The organism is Chryseobacterium sp. ON_d1 (assembly GCF_006829085.1).
GTDB lineage: Bacteria > Bacteroidota > Bacteroidia > Flavobacteriales > Weeksellaceae > Chryseobacterium.
Genome location: NZ_BJTC01000009.1, coordinates 11,646 through 29,558 on the forward strand (window position 1 = coordinate 11,646; position 17,913 = coordinate 29,558).

A 17,913-nucleotide genomic window follows, 5' to 3' on the forward strand; every position below is an offset into this window, starting at 1 on the left:
ATTAAACAGTTAGTATCATGAAAGAAATTAATATCAAAAACGTAGCGATCACATTTGTCGTTGCGTTGATCATATGGTTCATTCCTGCACCGGAAGGAGTTGCCGAGAATGCCTGGCATCTGTTTGCCATTTTTGCTGCAACTATTTTAGGAATCATTCTTAAAGCGGCTCCAATGGGTACGATGTGTATGATGGCGATTGCCTTTACAGCTCTTACCCAGGTGGTTGCTCCTGGAGATGCAGGAAAATCTATAACCAAAGCTCTTTCCGGTTTTGGAGATAAAGTAATCTGGCTGATCGGGATTTCATTCTTTATTGCCAGAGGATTTATCAAAACAGGACTTGGGAACCGTATTGCCTTTTTATTCATCAGAGTTTTTGGGAAAAGCTCACTGGGACTGGCTTACGGATTAGGACTTGCCGATGTTTGCCTTGCTCCCGCTATTCCGAGTAATACTGCAAGAGGTGGCGGAATTATTTATCCTATTATGAAATCTATGGCCATAAGCTTTGATTCCGTTCCTGAAAAGCCGGAAACCCATAAAAAATTAGGTTCATTCCTTACTTTAAACAGTTACTATATGAACCTCATCGCTTCATCCATGTTCCTTACCGGGACAGCCAGTAACCCGATGTGTCAGAAGTTTGCCGCCAACCTTGGGATTGATATTACCTGGATGTCATGGGCTGCTGCAGGTTTTATTCCCGGTGCGGTAGCATTCTTTGTAGTTCCTTTGGTATTGTACAAATTGTATCCGCCTGAACTGAAAAAAACAGGTGATGCTCCGAAAATGGCGGCTGAGAAATTAAAAGAAATGGGCCCTATTTCCAGAAACGAATGGCTGATGCTGTTAGCATTCTTCATTCTTTTAGGTCTTTGGATCTTTGGAGGAGCGCTTTCAATTGATGCCACGACTACTGCATTTATTGGATTGACATTGTTGCTACTAACTTCAGTGTTAACCTGGGAGGATGTAAAAGGTGAAAAAGGGGCATGGGACACTATTGTTTGGTTCGCCGTATTGGTGATGATGGCAAGTTCACTGAATGAATTGGGATTCATTGGCTGGTTCAGCAATCTTATCAAAGTACAGATCGGAGGTTTAAGCTGGCAGGTAGCATTCCCTGTTATTATTGTAGTATATTTCTTCAGTCATTATATTTTCGCAAGTGCTACCGCTCACGTGGCTGCCATGTATGCAGCATTGCTGGGTGTGGGTGTTTCTTTGGGAATTCCTCCTATGTTGTTGGCTATGATGTTGGGTTTCATGGGTTCTATTTATGGAGTACTTACTCATTACGGTCACGGCCCTGCTCCGGTATTCTTCGGAAGCGGATATGTTGATCTGAAAGCCTGGTGGCTCAGAGGTCTTGAAATAGGAATAGTTCTATTGATCATTTATATGGTTGTAGGAGGATTGTGGATGAAAGTCTTAGGATATTATTAATTTTTAAATCAAAAATATGTTATCAACATTGTCAAGAAAAATGCTGATGTGCCTTACAGGACTCTTTTTGGGATTCTTCCTGTTGATTCATTTCCTTGGAAATCTTCAGCTTTTCCTTCCACAAGAACAGGCGCACCTGCAGTTTAATGCCTATTCGCATTTTTTATCAGGAAATATCATTATCAAAATAGTTTCTTATGTTTTGTATGCCAGTATTATTCTGCATGCAGTTGACGGATTGATTATTACTTTGAAAAATAAAAAATCCGGTGGTGGTTACCAGACTGACAGACGAGGAAGGGCCAGCCAATGGGCTTCCAGAAATATGGGGATCCTCGGAACATTAATCCTGATCTTCCTGGTGATCCATTTCCAGAATTTCTGGTATATCTACAAATTCGGAAATCCTCCTTTGGACGAGAATGGGAATAAAGACCTCTACATTCTGGTAGTGAATATCTTTAAAGAATGGTGGTACGTTATCATTTATGTTTTATCAATGATCGCTCTGTGTTATCACCTTATTCACGGGATACACAGTGCCGTAAGAACGCTGGGACTTTACCATCCTAAGTTCGTAAAATGGTTCAAGGCTGTTGGGATTGCCTATTCAATCATTATCTGTGTGGGTTTTGCATTGATGCCCATCTATGTATTTTTTACTTATCAATAAACAGAATGATCATGATTTTAGATTCAAAAATACCACAAGGCCCATTGGAACATAAATGGGAAAATTATAAAAAGAAAGCGAGACTCGTTAATCCTGCCAACCGTAAAAAACTGGATGTCATTGTTGTAGGAACAGGCCTGGCGGGGAGTTCCATTGCAGCTTCTCTGGGAGAAATGGGCTATAATGTCAAATCATTCTGTTTCCAGGACAGCCCGAGAAGAGCACACTCTGTAGCAGCACAGGGAGGGGTGAATGCTGCAAAAAATTATAAAAACGATGGCGACAGTGTGTACAGAATGTTTGTAGACACCCTGAAAGGAGGAGATTTCAGAGCCCGTGAAGCGAATGTATACAGAATGGCAGAATGTTCTCTGAACCTCATCGACCAGGCTGTAGCTCAAGGCGTCCCTTTCGGTCGTGAATATGGGGGATATCTGAACAACCGTTCTTTCGGAGGCGTTCAGGTAAGCCGTACTTTCTATGCAAGAGGACAAACGGGACAACAATTGCTTCTGGGTGCCTACCAGGCTTTGATGAGACAGGTTGGAAAAGGCTCTGTACAATTATTTTCAAGACATGAAATGCTTGATCTGGTTACTGTTGATGGTAAAGCGAGAGGAATTATCGTAAGGAATTTAGATACCGGAGATATTGAAAGACATGCAGCCCATGCTGTAATATTGGCGACCGGAGGTTATGGAAAGATCTATTATCTATCTACACTAGCAATGGGATGTAACGGCTCTGCCATCTGGAGAGCTCATAAAAAAGGCGCTTTAATGGCTTCACCTAGCTGGATTCAGGTGCACCCTACTTCGCTTCCGCAATCCGGAGATTATCAGTCAAAACTGACTTTAATGTCTGAATCGTTACGTAATGACGGCCGAATCTGGGTTCCTTTAAAAGAAGGGGAAAACAGATTACCGAATGATATTCCGGAAAATGAAAGGGATTATTATCTTGAAAGAAGATATCCGGCATTTGGAAACCTTGCTCCGAGAGATATTTCCTCCCGTGCTGCGAAAGAAAGAATTGATGCAGGCTTCGGAATCGGGCCTTTGAAAAATGCTGTTTATCTTGATTTTTCAAAAGCAATACAGGAACAGGGAAAAGAGAAGATCCAGGAAAAATATGGAAATTTATTTGACATGTATCTGAAAATAACAGGATATGATGCCTATAAAGAACCCATGATGATCTCCCCTTCTGCCCACTTCTCAATGGGTGGACTTTGGGTGGATTATGAACTGATGACAACCGTTCCGGGACTGTTTGCTTTAGGCGAGGCTAATTTTGCCGATCATGGTGCCAACAGATTAGGTGCCAACTCACTTTTACAGGCTTCAGTAGACGGATACTTCATCGCGCCTTACACCATTGCCAATTATCTGGCGGATGAAATTCATACCGGAAAAATTTCACCGGATACTCCTGAATTTGAGCAGGCTGAGAAAGCAGTTAAAGAACAGATTAATCATTTTATTAATATCAAAGGATCCAAAACCGTTGATTATTTCCATAAAACATTAGGAAAACTCCTCTATGATTATTGCGGACTGGCCAGAAATGAAGAAGGTCTGAAGTATGCCATTCAGGAAATCAGAAAACTAAAACAGGAATTCTATAAAGATGTAAGAGTTTCCGGACAGGGAGATCAAATGAATACAGAACTGGAAAAAGCCGGCCGTGTAGCTGATTATTTCGAAATAGGAGAACTGATGTGCTACGATGCATTAACCCGTAACGAATCCTGCGGCGCTCATTTCAGAGAAGAATTCCAGACTCCGGATGGTGAAGCCATGAGAAATGATGCGGAATACCAATTTATTTCTGCCTGGGCATGGAAAGGGGAAAATGGAGAACCTGAACTGATTAAAGAACCTCTGATTTTTGAAGAGATTCAGCCAACGGTAAGAAGTTACAAATAAAAAAACAGAAAATTATGGATTTACATCTTAAGATATGGAGACAGAAAGACAGAAAAAGTGAAGGAAAACTGGTCCCTTACGACCTGAAAGGATTGAATCCTCACATGTCTTTCTTAGAAATGCTGGACACTTTAAATGAAAAACTGATTATTGAAGGAGATGAACCCGTTGAGTTTGATCACGACTGCCGTGAAGGAATCTGCGGACAATGTGGTATGATGATTAATGGTATTGCCCATGGTCCTTTAAAAAATACAACGACCTGCCAGCTCCATTTACGATCATTTAAAGATGGGGAAACCATTCTGATAGAGCCTTTCCGTGCTGAAGCATTCCCAGTGAAGAAAGATTTAAAAGTAGACCGTTCTGCTTTTGACAGAATTATATCTTCGGGAGGTTTTGTATCGGTGAATACGGGCCAGACGCCTGATGCGACTGCTATTCCGGTTACCCATCAGACGGCTGAAGAAGCTTTTGATTCTGCAGCATGTATCGGATGTGGAGCGTGTGTTGCCACCTGTAAAAACGGAAGTGCAGCTCTGTTTACCTCAGCAAAAATCACCCATATGACACTCCTTCCTCAGGGAAAAGAAGAGCGAAACAAAAGAGTACTGGATATGGTAACCCAAATGGATACTGAATTATTCGGGCACTGCTCCAATACAGAAGCCTGCGAAGTGGAATGTCCTCAGGGAATTTCTGTACTGAATATTGCCAGAATGAATTTTGAATATAACAGGGCTTTATTTTTTAGGAAAAAAGCTTAGCTCAATAAAAAATAATGCTGAAAATGATAATGTTTGAAAGGGTAAATCTGCAATGCAGGTTTGCTCTTTCTTTTTTTATTTATGTTCTATTCATTCATCATGGCCACTACCCTTGCCGGAGCTGCAGAGCCACCAACGATTTTAAGCGGAAATACGCAGATTTTAAATCCGCATGGAGGCAATGCACTCAGATTGGTAAGTTGTTCTATGTGTAAATATTCTTTTTCAATTCCTACGCGATGACCTTCCCAGAAGAATTCGGGGTCGTTCATTTCTTTGGCTTTCTGAGCCATATATTTCAGAGGAAGATCCCAACCCCATTGGTCGATTCCCATGACTTTCACCCCCTGATCAATCAGCCATTCGGTAGCTTCTTTACTCATTCCTGTTCCTTTTTCCACAAAATCAGGAGTTCCCATCATTTTGTCACGATCGGTTCTGATCAGAACAATATTTCCTTCCCGGATGGTAATTCCGTTTTTATCAAGATCTTTTTTCAAATCATCTACGGTGATGGCTACAAAATCTTCTTTATGGGTACAGTCGATCACAATACCATCTCCATAACACCATTCCAGCGGAATCTGGTCTATCGTTTTAGCAGGCTTTCCTTCTACTACAGGCCCATAATGCCATGGAGCATCAATATGAGTGGTAGCATGAAGTCCCATATTTTTGATGGTATCATCTGCCCAACCAATCCAGTTTTTAGGAAAAAGCCTTGACGGCAGCCTCAACGCCAGACGTATCAGCCAATGTGATTGACGGTGTGCTTTATGCTTGATTTTTACCCGCATGAACCATGGGTCTCCGGCATTGTATTGGATAGGTTTCGTCAGATCAACAATTGTTGTTTTCATATGATTTAGCTAAGGAGACAAAGATAGCGAATAAGGCAAAAAGGCAAATTGAAAAATCGCTCTTTTAGTCGGCTAAGGACAAATTTTATGACATGTTGAAAAATGAGATGCACAAATACAAAACAGCCAATTAGAGCTTTATGCTTTTTGCATTTTCCTTAAAAACCTCTGGGAATCATAATTTTCTTCGGGTCATTCTCATCATACATGATTTCTATGGTTCCCTTTTTAGGAACAGAAGACAGATTCAGACGGCTGACAATTTTCTTATGCACCGCAATATGTTCGGTTCCTCTGAAATCTTTAAAACTTAGCTGAAACATGATTTGAGGCTGATCATTCACTGTGAGCCCCGTCTCACTGACACCAATGATATTGGCTTCAGCATTTCTTCCCGAAAAAAGGATCCGTTCTTCTTTTGTATTTTTAAAAAACCTGCCGAAAATCAACTGAAAAACCAATACATAGATGATGGTCATCACACCACTGAAAATAATCGGGTGCATAAATGTCAGAAACCTCCAGCCAAAATCAAAGGATTCCCTCATATAAAAATAGCAGTATAAACCAATGACATAAGCAATAAGCAATCCGGTAAAAATAATTCTTAACATCATCCCGGATGTATTGAATCCCACTTTCTGATCACTTAAAATAAAGTAAGGCTCCTTTGATACCTGAGGGTTCAGTAATATCTTGATTTTATTTCCGACATCAAATCTTTTTTCGTGTGGCTTGGAATCATGAAACATCATTTTATGTTCTATCACGGTATTGCTGAGATTGGGAAATGAAAGCGTAACCTGAATAAGATTCATATTTTTTTTAGGAATGTATTTGAGGAGTCTATAATCAATGATTCTGGCTTCTCTTGGAATTCCGTTCCGAAGAATAGACTTTATCGTATTTTTCTCTTTAAAAGTGGTAATGAAAAGCTTATTGATAAAGAAAATAATCACATATCCCCATATTAACACAGAAAAACCGAGATATCCATAGCTCACCGCTAATGAATTTCTCGGTTCTGTTGTCAGCTCCTCATTCAGCATATACAATAAAATCGGAAAAGGAGCACAGAAAAAAATGAAAAAAGCTCCCCAGAAAATAATCAGAAATTTCATAGCTGTTATTTTGTAATCAGCAATAAAGTTATGATATTATTATGGAACCGGAGATCTATTTTTATACTTCTTTTTCGAAATAAAGTCTGTAGTATTTTCCTTTATCATCTTCACCCATTTCGATTTTCTGTCGGTCTCCGTGGATATAGATATGGAAGTTTTTATCTAATTTAATAATACTTTTAAAGTGTCTCTGCGTCTTTTTTACTGCCGCTTCACTGATGGGAAATTCTTCAGCAATATTTACCTGCATATCCTGTTCGTAATCTGTTTTAAAGTTTACGAAACTTTCAATTACATGTTCATCACCCAATACTTCATTGGCAAATTCATCCAGCTTAAACTCTTCTTTTTCCTTAAAGAAATTAATAGACTTATTCAGGAAATCTGCCTGGTCTGCTTTGGAAACTTCAAATTCCTGAGGAAGCTGTTTGGTGATATAATCTTTATACACCATCAAAGCTTCCTGCGTGTGGAAATATTCATCATCACGCTGTTTTACTTTCAGGAAATCTTCGAACCAGTAATACATATCGCCGTTTTTGTTGTTGTCAACCACAGACAGTACATATCCTGTTTCTTTATTGTTATTATAGATCAAAGCAGCTTTATCAATTTTGGATAAACCGATTCCCTGATCTTTTTCAATATCAAATGTTTCTTCCCCAGGATTGATTTTCAGGAAAGACTCTCTCTTTTCTGTTTTAAAGATCCCGATTTTGTCTACTTTATCAGGTCTGTCACTTTCATCTTCAAAAAGTACGATGAAAAGTTCTCCGCTCTGAACCCTTGGGTTTTCTGCAGCTTCAAAAAGATGTTTGGCAATATTCTCAGATTCCCAGATAAACTTGGATTTATCATCAAAAATTTCAGATACTGCACTGTAAACCGGATTATTCACCAGATAGGTATCGCTGTAAAAATGAAAAGTTTCTTCTGACTTAAAAGAACCTAAAAAGTAATCTTCCAGCAATTCTGCCATTCCTTCTTCCAGCTTCAACTCTTCCTGAGAAAGTGTCAGGGAATCTCCGTTGATCTTATTTCCGACTCTGTGTACTATTATTTTTGAAAACATTTTTCTGAATATTTGGACTGCAAAGATATTCATTCTAATTCTTTCTGCGAAAATTAAAAATGCCATTTTATACTACTCTCTTTTGACCACCCCGTCAAAAATTCTTTGAATTTCCGCCACCCCTCCAAGGAAGGAGAATGATCAGTCGTTCATTTGTTATGGCAGGTAACATAGTCTTTTGCCTTCCCCTTTTCCAAATTGATAAAAACCTTATCATTTTGAAATGTTTTTTTATTCAAAAAATCAGATTCAAAAAACTATAAATCATTATCTACCAATACCTTATATAATATTTATTTTCAGAGGAATATTATTGGCATCATGATTTGAAAACATAGTAAAATGGACTTAAAGACCTTAAACAGACTCGACAAGCTCAGAAGATTGAAAAGCAGAGGACCTGAAACGCCAAAATGGCTGAAGCCTTATCACCTGCTCTTTTTTGCTTTTTTAACCGTTTTCATTTTTGGTGGCATCATCAAACTGTTAGAACATCATCCAAATTAAAATATCGTATTATGAACTATTTACAAGCCGTAAAGGAAATCACTGATGTGGTTCCTGATTTTGAAAAAGAAGTAAAAGCAATCAAAATTCAAAACTCATACAGCATTATCCGTACCTTCACGGAACGCATTAAAAATATGATCCGCCAGAATGACAGAAATCTGCTGTTCAGAAGTTTACAGAAAATGGACAAAATCTACACTGACGGGGATACAGTATTAAAGAATGCTGTTGAGACTACTTTTATCTATTCTCTGGACAATTGTACCGCTTTCTGCGGTGAGGAATACAGAAAAGTGATTTTCAGTCACATTTCTGCCAACCTTCAGCAGGTGTATTCAAGACAAATTTACAGTCACGGCATATAAAGGTTTTATTACATTTTTTATCCGTTTCATTACAAAGTGTTTAAATTAAACAAAATTAAAAATAACTCACAATCAATAGATTATGAAAAATAAAATCCGAAGAATTTCAGACTGGAAAACCTGGAAAACAACGACCAACAGACACAATACAGAGATATTACTCACTCACATCGCTGTGATCGTAGGGGTATTTATTTTTGCAGCCTGTCTTTAAATTTTGGTATACATTTGGCTGCAATACAAAGTGTTTGAAAAATTCTTAATTATGATGAAAGTACAAATGCAAACTATTAATCAAAAAATAGCTGTTGAATACTTAAAATTTTTCTATCCGCCACTTCGCAATGAAATCACACAGTTGTCTGTACAGGACAATTTCGCCGGGATCATGCAGGCTACCGTGAATTATCTGAAAAACCTGCTGCAGGAATCGAAGATCAATATCATTGCCCATCACATCAAGCTGATGGACTGGCTTTACAGAAACGGAAATTCTTATGTAAGAAGTATGATTGAAAACCTTTTTGTAAGGTCTTTCGAAAGCTTCAAAAAACACGCAAAGATCCAGCACTGGAAACTTCTTTATCAATATATGCCTGTAAGCTTCCAGATCATTTATAATGAACAGCAGAAGCAGGATCAGATGTATTTTGGAAAATAACTTAAAAGTAAAAAGGACGAAAACAATGTTGTTTTCGTCCTTTTATATAAATTGAGCATCACAAAAAATGTGATTACATTAATGAGACAAAATCTCCTGGAAATTAATTTCTTTGGAGACTTATATATTCTTTATTTCTTTACAAACACTTTCTCTATCATCTGTGCTTCTTCTTTATTCAGGGCTGATGCTTTTCCCAGTTTGGCAATAAAAGTGGTTACTTCTTCCGGTGTTGCCGGTGAGCCCAGATTTTCTCCTTTTGCATCAAAAGAATCAGCTAAAACTTCTCCTTTTGGATTCAGGATCAGCCAGAAAGGGAGTCCGGCATTTTCACCTTTATACTTATTCATCAGTTCCTGGCCGCCGGGGTTTTCAAGACTCTTTTTATCTCCTCTTTCCTGAACATCTACGTAAGCTGTGACAAATCTTTTATCAAAAATGGGCTTGGTTTCAGGAAGATCCATATTTTTTTCCATCATCTTACACCATTTGCACCATGAAGCATGGAACACCAGTAAAACATTTTTCTTACCTGCTTTAGCCTCTGTAAAAGCCTTATTTAATACCACATCCGCTTTTTCCTGTGCTGCTCCCAGCTGAAACAGCAGCAGCGTTACAACGATAATAATTTTGGAGTATTTCATTCTGAATTTTTGTTTAAATCTACACGAATTTAGGTATTTCCTCTAATAATATAACTGCATATTTTTATAAATTTGTTTAAACATTGTGTAATTTAGTCAGCGCTAAAGCACCGATTTTCCAAAATGATTGAAATAAGAAAATACTCCAACCAGACAGGATATCCTGAACCGCGACGGGTCATCAGATACACTTTATTCTGGTGCAGCCAGGGAAGTGCTGAGATCCTGATCGACGAAAATATTTTCACCCTGAAAACCGGACAGACCGTAACCATTACATCAGGACAGTTTCATCAGCTAAAATCTGTTGAAGGAGAGCTTACAGCCCTGGATTTCACCCTGGATTTTTTCTGTAAAAGCGACAGTGATATTGAGCTTATTTTCCACAACGGGCTCTTTTGTCACTTCGGAATGAATGAAATGATCACTGTACAAAATCCTTTATTTTTCACTGAAACGCTGAACACCATTGAAAAAGAAATCCAGGAACAGCCCTATCAGTATCTGATCTCTGTGCATTCCCTGGTTGAATTGCTGCTGGTAGAAATCAACCGCAGCAAAATTGCCAATGGCGATGAAATCTGGAAACCGGATGCTTTATTCTTAAAGTTCCTTGAAAGTGTGAGGGATCATTTTAAAAGCAATTATCAGGTCTCTGATTTTGCTGATCTTCTGGGAACCACCGAAGCGAAACTGAATGAGGTTTCAAAACTTCACACCAACAAGACCGCTCAGAATGTTATCTACAGCCTTACGATTTCTGAAGCTAAGAGACTTTTACTGTATGAAAAACTGACCGTAAAGGAAATTGCCTATCTGCTTGGCTTCAACGATCCGTTTTATTTTTCAAATTTCTTTAAAAAACATACTTCACGCTCTCCCAAGGACTACCAGAAAGCAGTAAAGGAAATGTAAAAAAGGAGTTTTAGTCTGAAGAAAAAATTAACAGTCTCTTATTAACTCCCATCCTCCAGCTTCCTTCTTCCCTCAGATATTACATGCTTTTTCCTGAATTGTCTATTCTTTAGGCAATAGCTTTTGCTGAACTTTGTACTGTAATTAAAACCCAAAAATATTATACGTATGAAAACGCAACAGGATATCGCCGTTTTTCTATTAAGAATAGCTCTGGCTTTCGGATTTTTGTCGGCAGTGGCAAGCAGGCTGAGCCTTTGGGGAACCCAATCTTCCGGCTGGAAAAAATTTGTAGACTATGCTGCTGAAACGAATTCGTTTTTACCTCAATCCTGGTCACCTGCTATTGCTGTATTATCCACTAGCGCTGAGTTATCATTGGGCATCCTGCTTCTGCTGGGTTTTCAGACAAAAAGGACGGCATGGTGCGCTTCTCTTCTCACCTTATTATTTGCTGTTGCAATGAGTATTTCTTTTGGTATTAAAGAACCTCTGGATTATTCAGTTTTTGCATTTAGTGCAGGAGCTTTTCTTCTGAGTACCTTTTCCCATTACCAATGGAGTTTAGACCAGTTTTATATCCATAACAATTAAAATTTATATATCATGAACACCAACATCCACGATTACATCGTAAAAACAGAACAGAAAGAATGGCAGCCTTTGATTGAAAAAGGTATTCATTATGAGGGGATTTTTGTAAAGTCTCTGAAATTCGATCCTGAAAAAAACCGTTCTACCAGCATTCTATTAAAATTTGAACCGGGAGCCAGCTATCCTTATCACAATCACCCTGCAGGAGAGGAACTTTTTATCATGGAAGGTGATGCTTTTATAGCAGGAGCACATCTTGAGAAAGGGGATTATCTGTATACTCCGTCCAATTTTAAACATTCTGTAAAGTCTGAGCGGGGTTGTACCATTCTTTTTGTTGTACCGGAAGAAGTGGAAATTCTTTAAATCTATTACAAATAAAACCACAGTAAAAATTTACTGTGGCTTTATAATTTTAAATGACAAGATGGAAATTGCTACTTCAAAACTGTTTTATCCGATGGTACCGGTCTCAAATCGATTAATGTTTTTTTCTTTCTTATGATATCCACCAAAGTCTGTACTGAAAAAGTGAGAATAATATACAGTAGGATAAGCACAGATACATAACCGACTTCATGTTGTCTGTATCCGAAAATTCCTTTTCCCCATGAAATTAATATCCATTGGATCATGTACATTGAGGTTAAATTTTTACTGCAGTATTTGAGGACACGCATAAAGCCATTTTCCTTAACATTGGCCGTAATCGTATTAATCAGCCATAAAAAGAATAAAGTCCAGCCTGCAAAATAGATTACACCACCAGGTCCCATATGATAAAAACCATTGTAATGATAATCGCCATAAAGAAAAACCAACGGTGCTCCTATTGCAATGAACAACAATCCCACATAGAGCATATTTCTAAATATCTGTTGGCTATCGTAGTTCAGCTCCTGAAACCATTTACCAAAGAACATTCCGATGATGATAAAAGCCATCCACGGGAAAACAGGGAAATAGACGTATGCTGGATAATCAGTGCTGAAAAGGAGATCCAGAACATAATTGATCACAGGATAATCAAGATTCATTCCGCTTACTTCCCTGGATACCAGTGCAACGAATAAACCAATAGCCAGAATAATATATTTATTTTTCACATATTCTCTGATAAACCCAACGAATAATAAAGACATTCCTGCCAGCTGTAAAATATCCCCTAGCTGTACCAGATATACATACTGCTGTTCTATAGGCGCATGCCATCCGTATTTCTGAATAAAATTATCAGGAGCAAAATTAAAAATTACAGGGATCATAAACTTCATGAAGTTCATAAACAGCCCCGCCAATACCAGCAAAGCACCTCGTTTTAAAGCACTTTTAAGACTTTGATGGCTGGAAGTCATGAAGGTGATGCCCATACAGATCAGGAAAATGGAAGTTCCCCTTCCGAGAAAAACAATAAAACTGCCAATGGCTGTTTCATACTGTGATTTTACGTCGGCATATACCAATAAAGTATGGATAATGATCATTCCGATAACACTTATCCCTTTTATTAAATCCAGAGTGAGGATTCTTTTGTTAAGTTGTTGCATAGTTTTTAGTGAAAATTGTGGATTAATGGATAAAATATTTTTATTTATTCTAAATAAAATCAAATATACAAATTAAAACGACATTACATCTTTTACTGATAAATTTATTATAACCAATTAATAATAAAACAGTTATTACAGAAACAAAGAATATCGGGATACAATTTTCGTTAATAAATAATCATAGAAGTCTGTATATTAGTGGGACATTATTGATAGCTTTCTATAGATGAGCGGAACCTTTACTATTTTTGATACAGTTGTTATCGTAGGCTTTATACAGGGAATAGCTGCAGCAATAGCTATCGGGCTTTATCCTTCCCTTACTTCAGGGAAAAAAATATTGTCCGTTATACTAATTACCCTCGCTTTTTTAAGCAGTAAAATATTGCTGCATACGCTGGGATTGTGGCAATATATCGGTTTTCATTATTTTCCTCTGGCCATTGATACTCTCATTCAGCCGCTTTTTTATCTGTATACGTGTTTGCTCACGGAAAATAACTTTACACTGAACCGGAGGCAATGGTGGCATTTTGCTCCTGCATTGGTCTTTCAGTTTCATGCAATCATTGTGTATGCTGCCAGTCTTATGCAACCTGATATACACGCAATGGATATCATTGCTGAAAAATATCTGTTTTATAATGCGGTGAAATGGGCAGAAGATGTTTTTGCCCTTTGTTCAGCAGGTGTTTATTGGTATTTGAGCTTTCGAAAGATACAAATGTACCGGCAATGGCTTTTTACCAGTCAATCTTCAACCCATTATCCGGAACTGACGTGGCTTCGGAATCTTCTTATCGGAACCGGAATACTTGTACTTGTATTGTTTTTATCTTCTATATCATCCAATATTTTACAGCTCAATAATTCATTTCTCTATCTGGAAATATTTTATGGATACATTACTCTTCTGATTTATTTTCTATCTTTTCAGGGATACCGGACTCTGCTTGCAGCCGAAATGCAGATCATACGGACCTCAGTGAATACAGTTCAGCCGGAAGTTACACATGGGGATATAAAAGCTCCTGTAAATGAAGAATATTTTCATACCATTCAATCATTACTGCTGGAACTCATGGAAAAACAAAATCTCTTTCTGGAGTCGGAATTAAGTCTGAAGGATGTTGCAAAAATAACCGGATTTCCGACAGGGCAGGTTTCTGCTGCCATCAATGCTCAGTTTAATATGAATTTCAGAAGCTGGGTCAACAGCTATCGCGTGGAAGAAGTAAAGAAAAGACTGAACAATCCGGAATACAGGCATCTCAGCCTTACAGGTATCGCTTTTGACTGCGGTTTTAATTCTGAGGCCAGTTTTTACAGAATTTTCAGAAAACATACGGGACATTCTCCCAAAACATATCTTCAATCTGTAAAATGAGAGTATTTTAATCACTCTCAAAACCTGTTTTGAGTGGGCTGAGGATTCAGGATACTGTTTATTTGCTGCATAAAATCTCACTTATGAAGCTTATCAACTTATTATCCGTCATCTTTTTACTGACTGCCAATCCTGCCTGCTCTCAGATCAGTACAGAACAAACTCCTGCACAAAAACCTGCTGGAATTGACGCACCTTTCCTGTTGGAAACCAACTGGGACCAGTGGGGGGTATATGCAAAATACACTCCTGAAAAACAGGTATTGGGATGCTGGAGCACTGCTCTGGCACAGATCCTTTACTATCACCGCTTAAATCCATCAGGTACTGTTTCCTACAGCTGTTCCAAAGGGTATCTCATTAAGGATACTTTATCAGATTATTCTCCGGAATGGAAGAATTTTGCAACAGATATCAATAACCGAAGCAAACCGGAAACTATAGATGCAGTGGCCCATTATTCCTATCTTACCGCTATAGCCATCAGGAAAGATTTCGGGACTCTCAAATACCTGGAAATGATCAATCCTGCACCTCAGATAGAAAAACATTTCACCTGTAAAGCTACCTTTTATGTAAGCTTTACCGGAAAGATCCCTTTTTCACAGGAGCAAATGCAGCATATTGCTGAAAAAGAAGAAATCAAACATTTAATAGACAGAGACAGCATCATTCTGCTCATCAAAAAAGAGATCAGCCAAAAAAGACCCGTCTACTTTCATATGGGAAATTTTACAACATACGGACATTCGACAGTCATAGACGGATATCTGGAAAAAAACAATATTTTTTATGTGCATATTAATTACGGTTCGGGTGGTTTCCGTACAGGCTGGTATGATTTATTCAGACCTATTGACGTAGAAGATGATATCCGTTTACGCGCATTTGTTACCATAGAGCCGATACAGAAATAAATTAAAACAATAATTTAAAATGTAAAACTCTTCCCGCTGGAAGAGTTTTTTATGACTTAGGCAACACTGCCGGGTGTATTTTGTATCGGTTGGTGCTTAGAGTTTTCAAAAAGGCTACAATATCAAAAACTTCATCGTCCGTAAGATTCAGTTTTTCTACCATACCTGATTTGTGAGGGAATTTGGGATCATTGATAGAGTTCTCTTTTGAAGTTTCATCCATCATACCTGTATTGTACATCATAACAACGTTGGCCAGCTCAGGAAAAAAGCCATTATGCATATAAGGTTTACTCACAGAAACTTCCCTTAGTGTAGGGGTCTTGAATTTTCCTACATCTTCATTTTTTTTAGTCACAACATATCTTCCCAGGTCTTCATATTGTGTTCCATAATAACTCAAACCCAGATTGTGAAATTTCTGATCAGAAAAATATGGTGTGTTGTGACAATTAACACAATTTGCCTTGGTCCGGAATAAATGCAGACCGTTGATTTCAGAATCCGTTAACGCCTCTTTCTTTCCGGCAACAAATTGATCAAACCTCGAAGGCGGGCTTATCAGAGAGCGCTCAAATGTAGCAATGGCTTTTGTAATTTTCTCTTCCGTCACTTCTCCGTTTCCGAAAGCTTTCACAAAAAAGGGTTTATATTCCTTGATCTTACTGATGTTCTTTGTAGCCATTGACATATGAAGATTCATTTCTATCGGGTTTTCAATAGGTGCCTTCACCTGCTCCTCCAAAGTGGCTGCACGGCCGTCCCAGAAGAATGTTTTGGCATATCCGATGTTCATCAGTGTAGGTGCATTTCTGGTTCCTGTCTGTTTGTTATGTCCCAGAGAAACCCTACTGCCGTCTGACCATCCTATTTCAGGATTGTGACAGGTTGCACAGGAAATTTGTCCGCTTCCTGATAACCTCGGATCAAAGAACAACATTTTCCCCAGTTCCATTTTATCTTCAGAATAAAGATTATCCTCAGGAAAGCTCATTTCTGACAAAGGCCCGATATCCTGAAAGTCCTTTTTCACCTCATCAAATAATTGAGGAGCAGGCCATTTACTCTGATCTCCGCTGCCATATAATGCACGAAGCTCCTCCACGGTATATCCTGTAGAATCATTAGAAGTATAGCTTAGTAAACATATTATACCGGTAACCGCCAGAAAAGCAATATATCTGTCTTTCATTTATTTTAATGATAAATACTGAGCATTACAAAGATAGCTTTATTAATCGCTGCTACAAAAAAGTTGAATTCTACAACATCAGAAAAAATTATCAGAGAAAAATAATTTGTACTGTTTATTATTAACTAAAAACTGGCAGACAGTGTATTTCTACGGATTTTGAAAAACAGACTGAAAATTAAATGCATAAGAAGAGGGACCATTTTCCTGCAAATATTTTAAACGTTTCAATGCTTCCTCTATATCTGGATATTCATCATTTTTAATCCACCAAAGTGCATAGTAAGCTTTTCCATATTTTTGAAACCATTCTTTTCTTCTTCTCAGAAAATCAACGTGAAATGTCTTATAAGTAAAATATTCCAGCGATTCTATATTTCTCCATACGGATAGATTGATGATAACCTGCTCATCATTTAACGGATTAAAGCCTGTTGCATTGTTCTCATCATCTTTCAGTCTCCAGATAAACCCATCACTTTCTTCGGCCAATTGGTTTACTGAATCAAGGTGGTCTACAAACTCTTTCATTACAGGGTCTTCAATGTTGGCCCCGATCATTCTGGCAACATTAATTTGTGCTAAGTGGTACATTTTTTTATTTCTTTTATTCTGATTAATATTGTGTAAAAATAGGTCCTGTACCATGAGTATAAAATAACTATCCATATAGATACTACTAAAAAAATGAAAAAAGAATGTGAGACTTCCTATATCAATGTTGATCAAAAATCTTATCCCTGTGCAGTAAGTTACGTCATGGATCTCATTGGAGGAAGATGGAAAGGTGTCATTTTATGCCACTTAAAAAATGGGGATAAAAGGTTTGGCGAACTGAAGAAAGACCTTTCTTTTATTACAGAAACAACGTTAAGTATCCAGCTGAGACAACTGGAAAGAGACCAGCTGATAACACGGACTGTATTCGGAACAAAGCCTCCTGTAAAAGTTGTATATAGTCTTTCAGATTTGGGGTTGTCATTTACTCCATTATTGGATCACATCAATGATTGGGGTAAAATGATTCTGAAAGATAAAAAAGATACTTAAAAATGTGCACTCAGACTTTTGACTGGGCAGTAAATATTCTGTAAAATAAAACCCGCGCTAAACAATTTTACTGCGGGTTTATTATAAATGTTAGTGTTTAGACAAAGGATAATCTCAAATTCATTTACTGCTTATCATTAGATTACAATTTTACAAAATATCACTTAAAAACTCCGGTATAAATATCAAAAACGAACAATCCCATAAACAGCTGTTTATGGGATTGTTCTATATTTTATTAATGGTTTAATTAATA

At 37.8% G+C, this 17,913-nt stretch carries 21 protein-coding genes; 14 read left to right on the forward strand and 7 right to left on the reverse strand.

Annotated features, from left to right (window positions below):
- Nucleotides 1-17: 17 nt before the first annotated feature.
- From CRS_RS14715 to CRS_RS14730, 4 genes are read left to right on the forward strand one after another with little or no spacing between them, the layout of a single operon-like run.
- Nucleotides 18-1,448: an anion permease gene (locus tag CRS_RS14715; RefSeq protein WP_142724783.1), complete on the forward strand. Its 1,431-nt coding sequence runs from the start codon at nt 18-20 to the stop codon at nt 1,446-1,448.
- Nucleotides 1,449-1,464: 16 nt separating this feature from the next.
- Complete coding sequence (locus CRS_RS14720) at nt 1,465-2,121, forward strand: succinate dehydrogenase cytochrome b subunit (protein WP_142724784.1); 657 nt, start codon at nt 1,465-1,467, stop codon at nt 2,119-2,121.
- A gap of 11 nt (nt 2,122-2,132) precedes the next feature.
- Nucleotides 2,133-4,049, forward strand: a complete 1,917-nt coding sequence (locus CRS_RS14725; protein WP_142724785.1) for a fumarate reductase/succinate dehydrogenase flavoprotein subunit — start codon at nt 2,133-2,135, stop codon at nt 4,047-4,049.
- Nucleotides 4,050-4,063: 14 nt separating this feature from the next.
- On the forward strand, nt 4,064-4,816 hold the full coding sequence (locus CRS_RS14730; RefSeq protein ID WP_142724786.1) for a succinate dehydrogenase/fumarate reductase iron-sulfur subunit: 753 nt from the start codon (nt 4,064-4,066) through the stop codon (nt 4,814-4,816).
- 86 nt (nt 4,817-4,902) lie between these two features.
- Here CRS_RS14730 and CRS_RS14735 read toward each other — a convergent pair whose 3' ends face one another.
- From CRS_RS14735 to CRS_RS14745, 3 genes are all read right to left on the reverse strand, one after another.
- A complete protein-coding gene (locus CRS_RS14735; RefSeq protein WP_142724787.1) occupies nt 4,903-5,676 on the reverse strand; it encodes a cyclase family protein in 774 nt (257 codons plus the stop codon).
- A gap of 158 nt (nt 5,677-5,834) precedes the next feature.
- Nucleotides 5,835-6,797 carry a hypothetical protein gene (locus CRS_RS14740; RefSeq protein ID WP_142724788.1) on the reverse strand — a complete coding sequence of 321 codons (963 nt, stop codon included), beginning with the start codon at nt 6,795-6,797 and terminating at the stop codon, nt 5,835-5,837.
- A 61-nt stretch (nt 6,798-6,858) separates the two neighbouring features.
- Nucleotides 6,859-7,872 (reverse strand): nucleoid-associated protein, encoded by a 1,014-nt coding sequence (locus CRS_RS14745; protein ID WP_142724789.1) that lies wholly within the window; start codon nt 7,870-7,872, stop codon nt 6,859-6,861.
- Nucleotides 7,873-8,214: 342 nt separating this feature from the next.
- On the opposite strand from CRS_RS14745, the gene CRS_RS14750 reads away from it, so the two are divergent.
- The 4 genes from CRS_RS14750 (at nt 8,215) to CRS_RS14760 (ending at nt 9,408) form a co-directional block, all read left to right on the forward strand.
- A complete protein-coding gene (locus CRS_RS14750) occupies nt 8,215-8,379 on the forward strand; it encodes a hypothetical protein (protein WP_228451266.1) in 165 nt (54 codons plus the stop codon).
- An 11-nt stretch (nt 8,380-8,390) separates the two neighbouring features.
- Entirely contained in the window at nt 8,391-8,747 is a 357-nt protein-coding gene (locus tag CRS_RS14755) for a hypothetical protein (protein WP_142724790.1), read from the forward strand.
- A gap of 82 nt (nt 8,748-8,829) precedes the next feature.
- Nucleotides 8,830-8,961: a hypothetical protein gene (locus CRS_RS24760; protein ID WP_262484568.1), complete on the forward strand. Its 132-nt coding sequence runs from the start codon at nt 8,830-8,832 to the stop codon at nt 8,959-8,961.
- Nucleotides 8,962-9,012: 51 nt separating this feature from the next.
- Complete coding sequence (locus tag CRS_RS14760) at nt 9,013-9,408, forward strand: hypothetical protein (RefSeq protein ID WP_142724791.1); 396 nt, start codon at nt 9,013-9,015, stop codon at nt 9,406-9,408.
- A gap of 131 nt (nt 9,409-9,539) precedes the next feature.
- Here CRS_RS14760 and CRS_RS14765 read toward each other — a convergent pair whose 3' ends face one another.
- Nucleotides 9,540-10,052: a thioredoxin family protein gene (locus tag CRS_RS14765; protein ID WP_142724792.1), complete on the reverse strand. Its 513-nt coding sequence runs from the start codon at nt 10,050-10,052 to the stop codon at nt 9,540-9,542.
- A gap of 123 nt (nt 10,053-10,175) precedes the next feature.
- Here CRS_RS14765 and CRS_RS14770 point away from each other — a divergent pair, with 123 nt between their 5' ends.
- The 3 genes from CRS_RS14770 (at nt 10,176) to CRS_RS14780 (ending at nt 11,927) form a co-directional block, all read left to right on the forward strand.
- On the forward strand, nt 10,176-10,967 hold the full coding sequence (locus CRS_RS14770; protein ID WP_142724793.1) for an AraC family transcriptional regulator: 792 nt from the start codon (nt 10,176-10,178) through the stop codon (nt 10,965-10,967).
- A gap of 168 nt (nt 10,968-11,135) precedes the next feature.
- Nucleotides 11,136-11,561 (forward strand): DoxX family membrane protein, encoded by a 426-nt coding sequence (locus tag CRS_RS14775; protein ID WP_142724794.1) that lies wholly within the window; start codon nt 11,136-11,138, stop codon nt 11,559-11,561.
- 12 nt (nt 11,562-11,573) lie between these two features.
- On the forward strand, nt 11,574-11,927 hold the full coding sequence (locus CRS_RS14780) for a cupin domain-containing protein (RefSeq protein ID WP_142724795.1): 354 nt from the start codon (nt 11,574-11,576) through the stop codon (nt 11,925-11,927).
- Nucleotides 11,928-11,998: 71 nt separating this feature from the next.
- Here CRS_RS14780 and CRS_RS14785 read toward each other — a convergent pair whose 3' ends face one another.
- Nucleotides 11,999-13,108, reverse strand: a complete 1,110-nt coding sequence (locus CRS_RS14785; RefSeq protein ID WP_142724796.1) for a heparan-alpha-glucosaminide N-acetyltransferase domain-containing protein — start codon at nt 13,106-13,108, stop codon at nt 11,999-12,001.
- Between the two features lie 229 nt (nt 13,109-13,337).
- On the opposite strand from CRS_RS14785, the gene CRS_RS14790 reads away from it, so the two are divergent.
- Together CRS_RS14790 and CRS_RS14795 are read left to right on the forward strand one after the other, a co-directional pair.
- Complete coding sequence (locus CRS_RS14790) at nt 13,338-14,498, forward strand: AraC family transcriptional regulator (RefSeq protein ID WP_142724797.1); 1,161 nt, start codon at nt 13,338-13,340, stop codon at nt 14,496-14,498.
- Nucleotides 14,499-14,581: 83 nt separating this feature from the next.
- On the forward strand, nt 14,582-15,415 hold the full coding sequence (locus tag CRS_RS14795) for a C10 family peptidase (protein ID WP_142724798.1): 834 nt from the start codon (nt 14,582-14,584) through the stop codon (nt 15,413-15,415).
- Nucleotides 15,416-15,464: 49 nt separating this feature from the next.
- On the opposite strand, the gene CRS_RS14800 is transcribed toward CRS_RS14795, so the two are convergent.
- Nucleotides 15,465-16,607, reverse strand: a complete 1,143-nt coding sequence (locus CRS_RS14800) for a cytochrome-c peroxidase (RefSeq protein WP_142724799.1) — start codon at nt 16,605-16,607, stop codon at nt 15,465-15,467.
- Between the two features lie 150 nt (nt 16,608-16,757).
- A complete protein-coding gene (locus CRS_RS14805) occupies nt 16,758-17,201 on the reverse strand; it encodes a DUF3291 domain-containing protein (protein WP_228451267.1) in 444 nt (147 codons plus the stop codon).
- A gap of 93 nt (nt 17,202-17,294) precedes the next feature.
- Here CRS_RS14805 and CRS_RS14810 point away from each other — a divergent pair, with 93 nt between their 5' ends.
- A complete protein-coding gene (locus CRS_RS14810) occupies nt 17,295-17,657 on the forward strand; it encodes a helix-turn-helix domain-containing protein (RefSeq protein ID WP_142724801.1) in 363 nt (120 codons plus the stop codon).
- Nucleotides 17,658-17,913 lie beyond the last annotated feature (256 nt).

What these genes read in the sequence shown, in the direction of transcription:
- CRS_RS14720 (WP_142724784.1), top strand. Translation starts at nt 1,465, where the DNA reads ATGTTATCAACATTGTCAAGAAAAATGCTGATGTGCCTTACAGGACTC.
- CRS_RS14755 (WP_142724790.1), top strand. Translation starts at nt 8,391, where the DNA reads ATGAACTATTTACAAGCCGTAAAGGAAATCACTGATGTGGTTCCTGAT.
- CRS_RS14785 (WP_142724796.1), bottom strand. Translation starts at nt 13,108, where the DNA reads ATGCAACAACTTAACAAAAGAATCCTCACTCTGGATTTAATAAAAGGG.
- CRS_RS14770 (WP_142724793.1), top strand. Translation starts at nt 10,176, where the DNA reads ATGATTGAAATAAGAAAATACTCCAACCAGACAGGATATCCTGAACCG.
- CRS_RS14740 (WP_142724788.1), bottom strand. Translation starts at nt 6,797, where the DNA reads ATGAAATTTCTGATTATTTTCTGGGGAGCTTTTTTCATTTTTTTCTGT.
- CRS_RS14760 (WP_142724791.1), top strand. Translation starts at nt 9,013, where the DNA reads ATGATGAAAGTACAAATGCAAACTATTAATCAAAAAATAGCTGTTGAA.
- CRS_RS14780 (WP_142724795.1), top strand. Translation starts at nt 11,574, where the DNA reads ATGAACACCAACATCCACGATTACATCGTAAAAACAGAACAGAAAGAA.
- CRS_RS14795 (WP_142724798.1), top strand. Translation starts at nt 14,582, where the DNA reads ATGAAGCTTATCAACTTATTATCCGTCATCTTTTTACTGACTGCCAAT.
- CRS_RS14810 (WP_142724801.1), top strand. Translation starts at nt 17,295, where the DNA reads ATGAAAAAAGAATGTGAGACTTCCTATATCAATGTTGATCAAAAATCT.
- CRS_RS14750 (WP_228451266.1), top strand. Translation starts at nt 8,215, where the DNA reads ATGGACTTAAAGACCTTAAACAGACTCGACAAGCTCAGAAGATTGAAA.
- CRS_RS14715 (WP_142724783.1), top strand. Translation starts at nt 18, where the DNA reads ATGAAAGAAATTAATATCAAAAACGTAGCGATCACATTTGTCGTTGCG.
- CRS_RS24760 (WP_262484568.1), top strand. Translation starts at nt 8,830, where the DNA reads ATGAAAAATAAAATCCGAAGAATTTCAGACTGGAAAACCTGGAAAACA.
- CRS_RS14790 (WP_142724797.1), top strand. Translation starts at nt 13,338, where the DNA reads ATGAGCGGAACCTTTACTATTTTTGATACAGTTGTTATCGTAGGCTTT.
- CRS_RS14745 (WP_142724789.1), bottom strand. Translation starts at nt 7,872, where the DNA reads ATGTTTTCAAAAATAATAGTACACAGAGTCGGAAATAAGATCAACGGA.
- CRS_RS14725 (WP_142724785.1), top strand. Translation starts at nt 2,133, where the DNA reads ATGATTTTAGATTCAAAAATACCACAAGGCCCATTGGAACATAAATGG.
- CRS_RS14775 (WP_142724794.1), top strand. Translation starts at nt 11,136, where the DNA reads ATGAAAACGCAACAGGATATCGCCGTTTTTCTATTAAGAATAGCTCTG.
- CRS_RS14765 (WP_142724792.1), bottom strand. Translation starts at nt 10,052, where the DNA reads ATGAAATACTCCAAAATTATTATCGTTGTAACGCTGCTGCTGTTTCAG.
- CRS_RS14805 (WP_228451267.1), bottom strand. Translation starts at nt 17,201, where the DNA reads ATGTACCACTTAGCACAAATTAATGTTGCCAGAATGATCGGGGCCAAC.
- CRS_RS14735 (WP_142724787.1), bottom strand. Translation starts at nt 5,676, where the DNA reads ATGAAAACAACAATTGTTGATCTGACGAAACCTATCCAATACAATGCC.
- CRS_RS14730 (WP_142724786.1), top strand. Translation starts at nt 4,064, where the DNA reads ATGGATTTACATCTTAAGATATGGAGACAGAAAGACAGAAAAAGTGAA.
- CRS_RS14800 (WP_142724799.1), bottom strand. Translation starts at nt 16,607, where the DNA reads ATGAAAGACAGATATATTGCTTTTCTGGCGGTTACCGGTATAATATGT.